The organism is Vibrio hepatarius (assembly GCF_018860525.1).
Taxonomy (GTDB): Bacteria; Pseudomonadota; Gammaproteobacteria; order Enterobacterales; family Vibrionaceae; genus Vibrio; species Vibrio hepatarius_B.
On record NZ_JAHKPM010000025.1, the window covers coordinates 97,016 to 111,146 of the forward strand.

Consider the following 14,131-nt stretch of genomic DNA (forward strand, 5'->3'; position numbering starts at 1 on the left):
TCGGCATCAAAACATGCTTGATTTTGCTACTTTGACTAACAATTAGATATACAAAAAAGCCCCGCTATCGAAATGAGCGGGGCTTTAACATTAATTAGATGCGAAGGTTACATGCCAGATAAAGTAAGGCAAAAGCCTGCTATTGTCGCGGCCATTAAGTTTGATAGTGTGCCTGCGGCTACAGCTTTCATGCCCATACGAGCAATTTCTGAACGACGTTGAGGCGCAAGTCCACCAAGGCCACCTAAAAGAATGGCAATCGAGGATAGGTTAGCAAAACCACACAGTGCAAACGAAATAATTGCCTTTGTCTTCTCAGAAAGAACTATTTCCGCGGCATCACCTAATAGAGGGGCAAAATTAGAATAAGCAACAAATTCATTCACCACCACTTTTTGACCAATAAAAGAACCTGCTATCACAGCTTCTTCCCATGGCACACCAACTAAGAATGCCAACGGAGAAAAAACATAACCTAAGATCAGCTCTAGTGTCAATTCAGGCATACCAAACCAACCACCAACACCACCCAGAATACCGTTAGCCAATGCGATAAGGCCAACAAAAGCCAGTAGCATAGCACCAACGTTGAGTGCTAACTGCAAACCCATTGCTGCACCGCCTGCGGCGGCATCAATAATGTTCGCTGGCTTATCTTTTTCACCATCAATTTCGGCATCCAAGTTTTCATTTGGCTTGTCCGTCTCAGGCATGATGATTTTAGCAAACAGTAAGCCACCAGGAGCTGCCATAAACGATGCTGCTACTAGGTATTCAATAGGAACCCCCATAGACGCATACCCTGCCAGAACACCACCAGCAACAGAGGCTAAACCACCACACATAACTGCAAATAACTCAGATTGAGTCATTTTAGGGATAAAAGGGCGAACGACTAAAGGAGCTTCGGTTTGACCGACGAAAATGTTTGCAGCCGCAGACATAGATTCTGAGCGAGAAGTACCCAATATTTTTTGAAGAGCCCCCCCAAGAATCTTTATCACCCACTGCATAATACCGACGTAGTACAAAACAGAAATGAATGCCGAAAAGAAAATTAGTGTAGGAAGTACGCGGAAAGCGAAAACAAAACCGCCACCACCGAAAATTTCAAACATCTTACCGGATACTAAGCCACCAAAGATAAACTCTGTACCTTGGTTGCCGTAGGCAATAACATCAGAAACACCGTCAGAGAAGCTTTTAAGCAACTCCTGCCCCCATGGGATATATAAAATAAATGCACCCAGTGCAAATTGAATAGCGAATGCGCCACCCACTGTTCTTAAATTAATAGCTTTACGGTTGCTAGATAAGGCTACTGCAATTGCGAGTAGAACTAGCATACCGACTAGGCTCATAAACAGGCTCATAGTTTATGACTTCCTTATATGTTGTTTGTTGGCGTGTTGCAATATGGAGTTATAAAGCGGGGCAATTATACTCATCCGGCCACCGTTAAGGTAATGCGGCCTTCACAGTTTCTAATAAGATTCATCATGTGACAGTTAAAATTTGAGATCTTAATCACAAAAACAAAACAAGCAAATCATACTAATAACATTTTAATTAGGAACTATTCACATATTTTGAAAGCTATATTTCCATTCTTCCATGTAGAATGAGCAACAAGTTCCTCATCAGAATCTCGAAGACTTGCAAGGCAAGACAAAATGTTGACCAGCATGGTAGGATGATTGGGTTTCCCTTTGTGACCATACAGAGGCATATCAGGAGAGTCCGTCTCCAATACAATACATTCAATAGGCAAATCGATGACTGTCTGACGAGTTTTCCTAGCTCGAGGGTAAGTGATCACGCCACCAATACCAATATAAAAACCCAGTTCGACAAACTGCATGGCCTGCTGATAACTACCAGAAAAGCCATGTAGCACTCCTCCATAGCGAAAGTTATGCTGTTTTAACTGTCGAAGAACTTAGTTATGTGTTTTTCTACTATGAAGTATCAAAGGTAGCTTAAGGTTATCTGCTAACTCGATCTGAGCATCAAACACTTTTCTTTGCACCTTATAATCGATGTCAATTAGCGCATCCAACCCACACTCACCAATAGCGTGGCAATGCTTAACAGGAGTTTCAAACTGCTTATATAGGATTGGGATAGTCTGAATACTGTTGTCATTAAGAAAATAAGGATGCATCCCCATTGCGATATATAGTCCGGCATACTCAGATGACAATGCCAGCAACCTCTCCCAGTTTAAAGGACCAATTGAAGGAAGCATGATTCGTTCCACGCCATTTTTTTTTGCCAATTGAAACTGTGCAGCAAAATCGCCAGCAAAGACATCAAAATCAAAATGGCAGTGGGTATCAAAAAGGCGCATTATAATTGCGCCCTGAGAGTAGAGTCTGACATGTGTTCAGCTAAATCTTTACGGTAAGGAACGTATCGATACCTGCTTTCTTCAAAAAAATCCAAGTAAGTACACCATAAGTCGCCATTTTTGAGCTCGATATACATAGTCAACAACCTTTATTGCTCATCTCGTTTAAAGATTAATTCGGTTGGCGAAGACTCTTGTTCAACAAAATAATAGCCCGACGCTTCAAATTTAGTCAGGCTAACCACACTATCGATACGATTTTCGATAATATATCTCGCCATCATACCTCGTGCTTTTTTAGCATAGAAACTGATAACCTTATATTGGCCATTTTTACAATCTTTAAAAATCGGAGTCACGACTTGCGCGCCAAGTGAGTTGAGTTTTACCACCTTAAAATATTCATTTGAAGCGAGGTTTATCAGTACATTATCCCCCTGCTCTGATATAGCATGATTTAATTTATCTGTAATCACATTACCCCAGAACTGATATAAGTTACTTCCTTTATCATTGGCAAGTTTAGTCCCCATCTCTAATCGGTAAGGCTGCATTAAATCGAGAGGCTTAAGAAGCCCATATAGCCCAGACAACATCCGCAAGTGTTTTTGCGCATAGTCAAAATCGTCATCAGTTAAGGTTTGAGCATCGAGTCCAGTATACACATCCCCTTTGAAAGCCAAAATTGCCTGACGAGAGTTTTCTAAAGTAAACTTTTCATCCCACTCTTGGAAACGCCCAACATTCAAATCTGCAATCTTGTCACTGACTTTCATTAAACTAGCTACATCTGCAGGGGCAAGCTTGCGGCATACGTCGATCAATTTTTTTGAATACTCTACCAACTCAGGCTGAGTAAATTTCTCTGTCGCCAATGGTGACTCATAATCTAAGGTTTTTGCAGGTGAAACGACGATTAACATGACTTTAACTCTATCCTTGCTGTTGTGATTATCTATAGGGTACAAAAAAAGCCATGCAATGTCTGCATGGCTTTTTGTATCACTATTATAGCTAACGTCTATGAGTCTTGTTTGTTGTTATCCCAAATACCATCTTCTAATTGTGATTTCAGCTCTGGAAAATCATTACAATCAAACGTTGGAACCTTCCCTGCTTTAAGCTGGCGATTATAGTCTTTGGCTAGCTTAATCACGATACCAGATAGCAATAGAATCGCTACTAGGTTAACAATAGCCATCATACCCATGGAGACATCAGCCAGTGACCAAACAACGGGTAAGGAAGCCAAAGCACCGAACATCACCATGCCTAGAACCACGAGACGGAAAATACTTAAACCTGCCTTATGGTTATGTTTAAGAAATATTAAGTTAGTTTCAGCATACGAATAGTTGGCAATGATCGAAGTAAAGGCAAAGAAGAAAATCGCAACTGCAACAAAAATCCCTCCCCAAGAACCAACTTGAGAACTTAGCGCTGCCTGTGTCAATTCAATACCTGTAATCTCACCATGAGGTACATATTCACCAGACATAAGAATAATCGCCACTGTTGCTGAACAAATGACAATCGTATCCATAAATACGCCCAACATTTGTACGTAACCTTGAGATGCTGGATGTGGAGGATAAGGTGTCGCTGACGCTGCTGCATTTGGAGCAGAACCCATACCCGCTTCATTCGAGAATAGACCACGTTTAATGCCATTAATCATTGCTTGAGCAATAGCGTAACCTAAACCACCAGCTGCGGCTTCTTGCAGACCAAAAGCACTCTTGAAAATCAAACTAAGAACAGCAGGCAACTTTTCAATGTTGGTAAATACAACAAATAAGGCAAGAAGCAAATATAGAAGTGCCATTGCTGGGACTATCATCTCAGCAACACGCGCGATTCGTTTAATACCACCAAAGATGATTACTGCAGAAAGGACAACAACTGCAATACCAACGTACATTTCATCCCAACCGAAAGCAGTGTTCATCGCTCCTGCAATAGAGTTGGCTTGCACAGCATTAAAGACCAAACCAAAAGCGATAATTAGGAAAATGGAAAATAGCACTCCCATCCAGCGCATACCTAAGCCTTTTTCCATATAATACGCTGGACCACCACGATAATTACCATCATCATCTTTGGTTTTGTATAGCTGTGCTAGTGTACTTTCTGCAAATGATGTTGCCATTCCCAGCATAGCAATAAGCCACATCCAAAAAATTGCACCTGGGCCACCTGCCGTTAACGCAACAGCAACACCTGCCATATTACCCGTGCCCACACGTGCAGCAAGGCTAGTACACAAGGCCTGAAATGATGAGATACCTGCGTTATCAGTTCTACGGCTATTTTTCAAAACCGAAAACATATGGCCAAAGTGTCTAAACTGGATAAAGCCAAGCCTGAATGTAAAGTACACACCGACGCCAACCAGTAAATAAACCAGAATCGAGCCCCAAAGCAGGTCATTCATCAAATTAATTAAGTCTGTCATAAGATCCTCATATTGAGTGTTCGCTGTTCTCTGCTTCCTTGCCTTCCATCTAGTTGCCAACCAAGTGTCAACTCTGCTTAGTATTATTATTTGTTTATCGTGCAACCCAGATATGTAAAACGCGCCTCATGCTTCCATTTTACGTAACAGCGTATTTTTTGACTGGCGGATAATGCAATCTCAAACGTCAAAAATCAATATGTAACAAAATGCATATAGGTGATATATTTAACTATAAAATCACCATTAGCTAACACAAAAAAGAACAAAAAAAACACAACTTAAAAACATTAGTATTAAAATTTAACAACAACAAACAATAGATAACCCTGCAACCTAATTCCACTCTTTAAATGATCATCGGTCCTTTCGCATCAAGGACTCACCCTTATCTCTCTATCGCTGGCTTTCAGGGCAATCACCATACAAAATCAGTAGCACTGCACACAAACTCAACCTCACCAGTGGTGGTCATTTATTAAACACGCATTTAACATTTAGTTTGCTGTTTTTTACCTATTTAAAAGGAGCTGCTTGCATAAAAAAACAACAATTTTTCATCATTTTTCTGTGAAGCCTAGTAAAAAAAGCATTAAAAGTTAATTAAATCGTAACAAATGAGAAACCAATCAAGGTTACGCTTCAATCAGAATGGTATTTAAACATTACCCCTTCAAAGAGAAATCAGTTAAAGAGGTGGCGTATGGAAGGCTTAAACTTTGAAGAAATTATGGAAATGGACTTTCCAAAAACTCGAGCAACACGCTCCAAGCCAGTAAAACGTAAATGGCGAGAAATTGAGGCTATTAAGGACAAACAAAGACTACAGCGTGAGTTAAAAGATATGGACATCGGCTTCGATAATTTTGATCAACTCGATTTCGATTGCTGACATTAAAAAGAGGCATTAATGTGCCTCTTTTAATTTTTGTTCAAACACAATCTTGCTCACCTTGGCGAACGCGGTTAGCAATTTGCTGGTATTCTTCTGCTATAGTGTCACCAAACACAGGATCACTCTCACCAACACTCCACTTTTTCTCAACCTCTTGCCAGTCATGGAGATTAAAACTTTTTTCAATTAATGGTAGGATGAAACGCTCTTCTATCTCTAAATGACGTTTTTGCGCTAAAATGAATTCCTCAAGCTGCTTAACAAACATATCTTGTGGTACAACAGCATCCTGAAGGATCATTTCGACCGTATTAAGAAAAGTATGAGTCTTGTCCGATAACACCTCATGTTCTTGTTCCAAATTATCCAGTTCCTGTTTATGCCCATAATGGTCCATATAATAGTGATAGAGAATATCTTCTTTAGGGTGATGTACACGTTCTGAATGATTCGCCAAATAGTCCACAACTTCTTTAACCAAACTATAATTAATAAACTTTTCAGCCTGTAGTTGAGCAATATTCTGTTTTAATACAGCCAAAAGACGAACCATATAGCTATGCTCTCTGCGGATCCTTTCCATCATCATGATAAGTTCCCTTAAGACTTATTTTTTATAAGTGTATAAGGAAATCGCCATGATAAGTTTGATGTCTTCCTAAAAATAAACACAAAAAGTAATCTTAGTTTTATATTGTGACTGATATTGGCAAACGCCAGTCAATTGCTGACTTTCCTATCGAGTGAAGAATTTGATTAGCTTTAGAAAAGTGCCGACAACCGAAAAAACCTCGATGGGCGGAAAGAGGAGATGGATGCGGCGCTACTAGTACATGATGTCGCTCTCGATCAATAAATCGTCCTTTCTTCTGAGCGTGTGAACCCCATAATAAGAATACAACACCAGACTGATGCCTATTAACCGCTTCAATCACTCTATCTGTAAATGTTTCCCAACCTGTTTTAGCATGTGAATGAGCCTTACCTTGCTCAACAGTTAGTACTGTATTTAACAAAAGCACGCCTTGCTCGGCCCAGCTCTGTAAATATCCGTGAGTAGGACTCTCAAAACCCTCAATATCCTGAGACAACTCTTTATACATGTTGGTAAGTGAAGGAGGTGGTTTAATCCCTGGAAGAACAGAAAAACATAAACCATGCGCTTGATTGGGACCGTGATAAGGATCTTGGCCCAGAATAACCACCTTTATATTACCAAATTCAGTTGCACGAAAAGCATTAAAGACATCTTTTTCCGGAGGAAAAACGACCTTTCCCAATGCTCTCTCAGATTCAACAAAGCCTAACGTTTGCTGGAAGTAATCCTGCTGTTTTTCAGCTCCAATGACATCATGCCATGCCAATAATTGGTTCATATGTTGTTCCTTTTTCCAATTTATGCTGCAATGATTGTCGCAAAAAGTGGCAAAGGAACAAAGCAATTAGAGGTAGTCAATCAGTGTTTTTGTGGCGTCCTATAATGCCCTTGCCCTACCACATGGCGATTTGGTATGGGAAAACGAGCAACTCGAGTACGAGTATAAAATGATGTATATGGCATAATGGTATCCTCAGTTGTATGCAGCCCAATCATGTTATGAAAATTTGATGCCAACATTCAGAAATTTACTCATCCGATCGATAATTTACAGTCAATCAAATCTTTTCATTGCAACAACTTAAACGTAGTAAAATAACAACAAAATACGATAGACATAAAAACAACAGAATCATAACAAAAGTAAGAATACATTAGAGAAATGAAGATTAACTCCAATTAAACTTTTATATTTTATGTAATTAAAAATAGTCAACTTCAATTGATAAAAATCAAAATCTAATCCCTATAAATAGGTTATATAGAATAAAGAACATAAAGTTATGAAAAATAACACCATATACTATTCATATCACCTAGGAGATAGACATGATTCAAGGTATACAAATTACTAAAGCCGCCAATGAGGCATTAGTAAACTCAATATGGTTACTCGATAAGGAGAAAGGTGAAGCTCGATGTATAGCAGCAAAACATGGGTTCAATGCTGATCAGATTATTGCAACCAGAGAACTCGGTGAACATGAGAGTAGAGAAATATTGATTGAGACTATGCCGCGTATCGAAGGGGGCCAACATCTAAACATCAACGTACTAAAACGTGAAACACTAGAAGATGCCGTAAGTAATCCTGAGAAATACCCCCAGCTTACTATCCGTGTTTCAGGCTATGCTGTTCGATTTAATTCTCTGACAACGGAGCAGCAACGTGATGTAATTGCTCGTACATTTACAGAATCACTTTAGTAGGTGCCTAATTGTAAGGCGTAGCGATACGCCTTTTTGATGCTTAGTTGTCTTCTTCTTCTCAGTTTAACCTTCGATCAACTCACAATATACTAAACTATCATTAGTGGACTTTTCGAGACCTATTCTAGGGGGGACTAGTTTGAAAATGCGATCGACCTTAAGACCCACCCTCGGGTTTAAGCTATGTGTCCATTTAGGCATTTTGATTACACTTGTACTCGTATCGTTTGCTATTTTGGTTGGAGAATATAGAGAACAAAAACGCCGAATCCTCGACAACTATTCTGTCATTATGGAGTCTAAAGTACGTTCTAGTATTGGCGTATACAATAAGTTTTCTCACTATGTCTACCAGCAGATTACCAACAATGATGAGGTAATCAAGCTATTATCGATAGCAGTCGAGGGGAAAAACGACAAGCGAGACGAAGCAAGAATAAAACTATACCAATTACTCAAGTCTAATTATCAGCTTCTTAGAGCACATAACTTTAGGCAACTCCACTTCCATTTACCTAATGGTGATAGCTTTCTTCGAGTACATAAACCTGAAAAATATGGCGACAATCTATTTTCTATTCGTGAGTCTGTCAGGCTAGCCAATACACAACAAAAAATAGTTGAAGGCTTTGAAGAAGGACGCATTTTTAATGGTTACCGCTTCGTCTATCCAGTATCAAAAGGGCAACAAGCTCTAGGTAGTGTAGAAGTATCTCTATCAATGGGAAGCATTGTAGACCTTCTGGTTGATTTATACCCTCAAGACGACTTCCAATTTATAATCAGTCAAAATGCAGTCGATTCAAAATTGTTTAAGGACATGAAAAACCACTATATACCTAGCATTCTCGCTGATGGGTATTACTACGATAAAGCGGTATTTGAAAAACATTTACGTAACGTGAACCACAGAAGCCTGATCGACCAAGCTAAAAATTACAGCAGTCAGCTCAAGCCTTTATTTGACAAAAAAGAGAGCTTTTCACAAGCTATATCTTTACAAGATCAAGACTATATTATTAGCTTTCTTTCGATAAAAAACTTCAAAAATGAACATGTTGCCTATTTGATCAGTAGCTCACGAGATAATTTATTGAGCACTTTACTCCATAACTACGCGACTTACTTAATCTTAATCGTAGTTGTGTCATTATTTTATATCTGGAACATTTATTCTGAATTTACCCACAAAAAAGAGCTGACTTACCTGTCCAGTACAGACTTTTTGACCAAGCTTTCAAATCGCAACAAATTCACTGAGCATTTACACTTTGAACATGAGAAATCGAAGAACTTTAATTCCACACTGAGTATAATTATCTTCGATATAGATCATTTTAAAAAAATAAATGATGAACTGGGGCACAATGCAGGAGATGATTGCCTGAAGGAACTCAGTGAACTCGTTTCTAAGAAAGTCAGACACACAGATATCTTAGCAAGGTGGGGAGGTGAAGAATTCATAATATTACTTCCAGAAACACCTGAAGAAAGTGCCCTTAAAGTGGCAGAAGCGGTAAGAAAAGCAATCGAGTCTAATGCCTTTTCACTAGACCGAATTATAACTGTCAGCTTAGGCGTTGCAGAATTATCTTCTAATGATACAAATGTTGAGCAGGTTATTGCAAGAGCAGATGAAGCACTCTACGCATCAAAAAATGATGGTAGAAACAAGTCTAGTTCTTGGTATCAAATTCAAGAAAAAACTTAGACTTATTACCATCATTTAAAATCAGTTATATTTAAATAAATAGACAGTAAATTTAAATATATAATCAGCTCTTAAACATATGTTTTCTATTAGATAACAATAACCCTACAAATGTTAATTAAATTACTTAAACGTACCAACTTACGTGGCAGGGTTAATGTTTCAGAAAAATATCAATATGTATTTGGGATATAAATCATACTTCAATTACTTAGATCATTTACTCTCACAGAACAAATAACCTACCTTGTTGTAACATTTTAATAACAAGGAAGTTTTATCATATGAAATTGTCAGCATTTATTTTTTCTACCCTACTACTATCTAGTCAAACAGTATATGCAAATACAACAACTTATGTATATTGTGGCCTACCTGATGCAAGTGATTGGGAATGGCTCTTAGACGAAAATGATAATTATATGACAATACCAGGGAAATGGGGAATAATAACTGAAGCAAGTGGCCACTATTTCAAAGTATTTAGAGTGAGTGAAGAAGTTTGGCAACAAAAATCATTTAACTGCCCTTCTGGTTATACTTCACAGCCTGCAGATAGCGGAACATCACGCTGGGAAATCTTTGAAGTCATTCGTTCGAATGGCTCTAGCTACTTTATTAATGGCTATAAGACGTATTATTTACAAGGTCAAATAGATGCGAATTTCCAACTTAGAGTTTGATTTAAATATAACTTAAGCAATGATTCAATATATTAAATCATTGCTTATTAACAAAATTTAACTCATTATATTTCTCACCATACAACCATTAAACAATGAGGTAATCATGCTTAAAAAATCTATTCTATTATTCACCATTGCTTTATTTTCATCAGCAAGCTCTATGGCAAGCATTAGCTGCCCTCCAGGTGAAATGCCAATATGTAGTGTAAATTTATGCTTTTGCGATAAGCTTTAATAAGATGCTTATTCATTAAACCATTATGATTAATAGGCTGTTTTAAATCCAGCCTATTTTCCACCTAAATAAAAAACCAACGGCCTATTTAATCGGTAATAATTAATTATTTAAAATACAAAGGATAATTTATAAAGTGAATTTTTTTTCGATCTTCATCTTATTTTTTTTATTTATATCCAACGCACATGCACAAACACCAAATTACTGGAAAAAAATATCACTAGGAAGTAGTCACACTTGCGCTGTATCAGAAAGTGATGCTATCTACTGCTGGGGTAATAATTACTCAGGACAGTTAGGGGTAGGCCTATCCAATATTCATTCTATAATCAGACCAACTGCTGTCAATTTATCTGGTGAAAAAAAACAAATCAGCCTTGCTGCCAATCATTCTTGTTCTCTATCAACACTCGGAGAAACAACTTGTTGGGGAAACAATAGCCGCTATTTACTTGGGCAAGGGCTTTATCGATTCATCGCTCCAAGAGCACTATCACTTCAATATTCAGCAAAATTCCTTTCAATGGGCAGCAATCATGCTTGCTTAATACAAAGTGATAATACTGCGCAATGTTGGGGCGACAATTTCTTCGGCCAACTCGGTACTGGCAGAACTCGACCTGAACTCTTTCCCACTGCTGTAATAGAACAATCACCACTAACAAGCATCCAAGTAGGTGATAATTTCACCTGTTTTCAAACAGAGTTAGGTCAAGTAAAATGTTGGGGAAACAACTATTTTGGTCAATTAGGCATTGGCTTTCCAACTAATCAAACCAAAGATAATCAATCTTATTTAATGCCACAAACCGTCCAATTAACTCGCCCAGCAAGTTCTGTTAACGTGGGTCACCAGTTTGCTTGTTCTCTGCTTGATAATCATCAAGTCAAGTGCTGGGGTAATAATCAATCAGGCCAACTTGGGATAGGACATCGAAGAAATAAAGCCAGACCAACAAGCTTAACGTTCGATGAAAATGTTCAAACACTTGCACTCGGCAAACAACATGCTTGCGCAATACTACAAAGCGGAACACTGCAATGCTGGGGTTCCAATCAACATGGGCAACTGGGAATTGGCAACTACCAAACCCAAACCACCCCGACGACAGTCACTCTTGGTCAAAGCGCCAAACACATATCGCTCGGTGATAGGCACACCTGCGCGATCTTAGAAGATGATACTCTCAAGTGCTGGGGAGACAATATCAAAGGACAACTAGGGTTGGGTAATCGAGAACCTAAAACAACACCTCAAACTGTCATCTAGGTATATACGCCATTGTCTTACTTAATTCTTTTTGTAAGACAATGGTGATGAAAAAATTTAACTACCAAGTCAGAATAACTTAAGCTAAATTGGGTTATCCATTCCTATTTTTCAACGTTATTCATGTTACTTGAAGGTATTGAAACTCTACTGGTGCTTAGCAAAGCAAAAACCATGAGCCGCACTGGTAGCCTACTGTACATAAGCCAATCTGCGGTCAGTAAACGTATCGCTAATTTGGAAAAGAAATTGGATAAGAAATTGATTGAGCCTTGCGGCCGTTCAATCAAACTTACGCCCGATGGCCAAGCTTTGATTAAGAGTATAGGCCCCTCATTTAACGAACTTCGTGGCCTTATCTATGAACAGCAAACACTGCAAGATACCTCATGGATAACTCTTGATAGCTCAAAATCATTGATTGCAGGATATCTTGGTAAAACTATAGCTAACTACTTAAGAGACGACTCTTTCCTCAGGATTACCACAAATCATACTCCAAGAATTATCGAACACGTTCAATCAGGCAAAGCCACTTTGGGCCTCTGCGCTGGCCTAATACCAGACCATCATGGCTTGCTCACATTCCATTTAGCAGATGAACCTTTTGCTATTGTGTACCATAAACCGTTAACCCAATTACCAGATAAAGTCATTACTAATGATCTAACCAACCCAGCCAATAGCTACCAACGTCAGACACTCGACAAGTTTAATATTACGCCAATTATGGAAATGGACGCTTACACAGCTGCTGCTCAACTCGCACTTGGGGGGACGGCACCTGCTCTTATCCCTAACTCGATCATCAAAGCCTTAAGCATCTCAGAAAAATACTGTTTTCGTTTTGCCGAATTAGCACATCTGATTCGCCCAATTCATATCTGTGTCAGGCAAAGTGTCTATCAATCACCCAGAGTTAAAGCATTGATATCAACCATTGGTGATGCTGTTGCCAAAGCAGTTTAATTGCCATCGCCATCGACATAGTAATAACTAAAGGTCGAATCCATTTTTGCCCTTTTGTTACCACTACTTTCGCACCGAGACGTGCTCCCATAAAACCGCCAACAGCCATAGTTAAACCCAGTTGCCAAATCGGTAGGCCAGCCATAATAAAAAACAGCAGCGCGGCAATATTAGAGGTAAAGTTAAGCACCTTAGTACGTGCCGTAGCAGCCACCAGAGAAAATTGGCCAATAATCACAAAGCACACGGTAAAAATAGATCCTGTACCAGGACCAAAAAAACCATCATAAAACCCAACACCACCGCCAACACACAGAGCAAACATCGCCTCAGATAATTTTGCTTTTCCTGAGTGAGGTTTACTCTTGGGCATTAGTAAAAAATACACTGAAATTGCCAGCAAAAATATCGGTATTAGACTGGTCAAAATACTAGCATCGATATATTGCACTACCTGTGCACCTATTGCCGCACCAATAAAAGTGCACGCAATGGCAAGGCGCATTTCTTTTAGGCTCACTAAGCCATTGCGGACAAAGTACCAACTGGCTGAAAAGCTGCCAAATGAGCTTTGCAGCTTATTTGTGGCCAGAGCCTGAGTCGGGGGAACGCCAGCGGCCAGAAGAGCAGGTAAGGTCAACAACCCTCCCCCACCCGCCATGGCATCAATAAACCCTGCCGCAGTAGCAACGAAAAAAAGTAAGGTTAATATTTCAATTGAGATGTCCATATCATGCACATAATAGTCATTAGTGATAATAAACATATCATTCTATTTTTATCTCACATAAGGAAAGCACAGATATCAACCTATTCCTTTTTTTCATCATTTATAGAAAGCAAATTTTATTGATAATAAATAAATGACATCTTACTCATACCCATCACCCAAGGTGAGATCGTACTTTGATTGAGCTTTATATAAGCGGTGAAATCTGAACATGTCCTCAACGACATGGGATAAATTTGAAAGCAGATCAATTGCTTGTTGGTCATTTTCTCGTTCAAGTTTTTCAGCTAGAGAAAACATCGCTTTACTATTAAGTGAAGAAAAAAGGTGGTCATAGGTTGAGGCTCTACTTAAATGTAGTCGTTCTAAGGTTGCCAAAGTAAAAAACTGACAAAATCAGCACAAGGCACTTTCTAACAAGAAAATGCCCCATTCTGCGCTACGTGTCGAAGTTTGAGTAAAGAACATTCGGTAGATTCGATATAGAAAAATTAATGGGTGGCAAAAGGCAATGTATGG

13 protein-coding genes and 1 pseudogene are annotated in these 14,131 nt (G+C 38.8%); 6 read left to right on the top strand and 8 right to left on the bottom strand.

The genetic code is table 11. From position 1 onward, the window contains the following. Window positions 1-107: 107 nt before the first annotated feature. The 4 genes and pseudogenes from KO511_RS07650 to KO511_RS07665 form a co-directional block, all read right to left on the bottom strand. Entirely contained in the window at window positions 108-1,373 is a 1,266-nt protein-coding gene (locus KO511_RS07650) for a NupC/NupG family nucleoside CNT transporter (RefSeq protein ID WP_215986858.1), read from the bottom strand. A gap of 203 nt (window positions 1,374-1,576) precedes the next feature. After that, window positions 1,577-2,350: pseudogene (locus KO511_RS07655) on the bottom strand (TatD family hydrolase). 149 nt (window positions 2,351-2,499) lie between these two features. After that, window positions 2,500-3,273: a peroxide stress protein YaaA gene (yaaA, locus tag KO511_RS07660; protein ID WP_215986859.1), complete on the bottom strand. Its 774-nt coding sequence runs from the start codon at window positions 3,271-3,273 to the stop codon at window positions 2,500-2,502. Between the two features lie 98 nt (window positions 3,274-3,371). Next, window positions 3,372-4,805 carry an alanine/glycine:cation symporter family protein gene (locus KO511_RS07665; protein ID WP_215986860.1) on the bottom strand — a complete coding sequence of 478 codons (1,434 nt, stop codon included), beginning with the start codon at window positions 4,803-4,805 and terminating at the stop codon, window positions 3,372-3,374. Window positions 4,806-5,508: 703 nt separating this feature from the next. On the opposite strand from KO511_RS07665, the gene KO511_RS07670 reads away from it, so the two are divergent. Further along, entirely contained in the window at window positions 5,509-5,697 is a 189-nt protein-coding gene (locus KO511_RS07670) for a DUF3545 family protein (protein ID WP_215986861.1), read from the top strand. Window positions 5,698-5,737: 40 nt separating this feature from the next. Here the strand turns inward: KO511_RS07670 and KO511_RS07675 are convergent, their stop codons facing one another. Beyond that, window positions 5,738-6,289 carry a hemerythrin domain-containing protein gene (locus KO511_RS07675; RefSeq protein ID WP_215986862.1) on the bottom strand — a complete coding sequence of 184 codons (552 nt, stop codon included), beginning with the start codon at window positions 6,287-6,289 and terminating at the stop codon, window positions 5,738-5,740. Between the two features lie 100 nt (window positions 6,290-6,389). Further along, on the bottom strand, window positions 6,390-7,076 hold the full coding sequence (gene ung, locus KO511_RS07680; protein WP_215986863.1) for a uracil-DNA glycosylase: 687 nt from the start codon (window positions 7,074-7,076) through the stop codon (window positions 6,390-6,392). 551 nt (window positions 7,077-7,627) lie between these two features. On the opposite strand from ung, the gene grcA reads away from it, so the two are divergent. From grcA to KO511_RS07705, 5 genes are all read left to right on the top strand, one after another. Beyond that, window positions 7,628-8,005 (top strand): autonomous glycyl radical cofactor GrcA, encoded by a 378-nt coding sequence (gene grcA / locus KO511_RS07685; RefSeq protein WP_215986864.1) that lies wholly within the window; start codon window positions 7,628-7,630, stop codon window positions 8,003-8,005. 148 nt (window positions 8,006-8,153) lie between these two features. Then, the gene (locus KO511_RS07690) at window positions 8,154-9,719 is read left to right on the top strand and encodes a diguanylate cyclase (protein WP_215986873.1); all 1,566 of its coding nucleotides are present in this window, start codon (window positions 8,154-8,156) and stop codon (window positions 9,717-9,719) included. A 284-nt stretch (window positions 9,720-10,003) separates the two neighbouring features. After that, window positions 10,004-10,402, top strand: a complete 399-nt coding sequence (locus KO511_RS07695; RefSeq protein WP_215986865.1) for a hypothetical protein — start codon at window positions 10,004-10,006, stop codon at window positions 10,400-10,402. Between the two features lie 374 nt (window positions 10,403-10,776). Beyond that, window positions 10,777-11,913: an RCC1 domain-containing protein gene (locus KO511_RS22415; protein WP_215986866.1), complete on the top strand. Its 1,137-nt coding sequence runs from the start codon at window positions 10,777-10,779 to the stop codon at window positions 11,911-11,913. A gap of 123 nt (window positions 11,914-12,036) precedes the next feature. Continuing rightward, entirely contained in the window at window positions 12,037-12,882 is an 846-nt protein-coding gene (locus tag KO511_RS07705; RefSeq protein WP_215986867.1) for a LysR family transcriptional regulator, read from the top strand. On the opposite strand, the gene KO511_RS07710 is transcribed toward KO511_RS07705, so the two are convergent. Further along, a complete protein-coding gene (locus KO511_RS07710; protein ID WP_215986874.1) occupies window positions 12,833-13,612 on the bottom strand; it encodes a TSUP family transporter in 780 nt (259 codons plus the stop codon). The two genes, KO511_RS07705 and KO511_RS07710, sit on opposite strands and share 50 nt — an antisense overlap. Window positions 13,613-13,753: 141 nt before the next feature. Next, window positions 13,754-13,912, bottom strand: a complete 159-nt coding sequence (locus KO511_RS07715) for a hypothetical protein (protein WP_185759736.1) — start codon at window positions 13,910-13,912, stop codon at window positions 13,754-13,756. Between the last annotated feature and the right edge of the window lie 219 nt (window positions 13,913-14,131).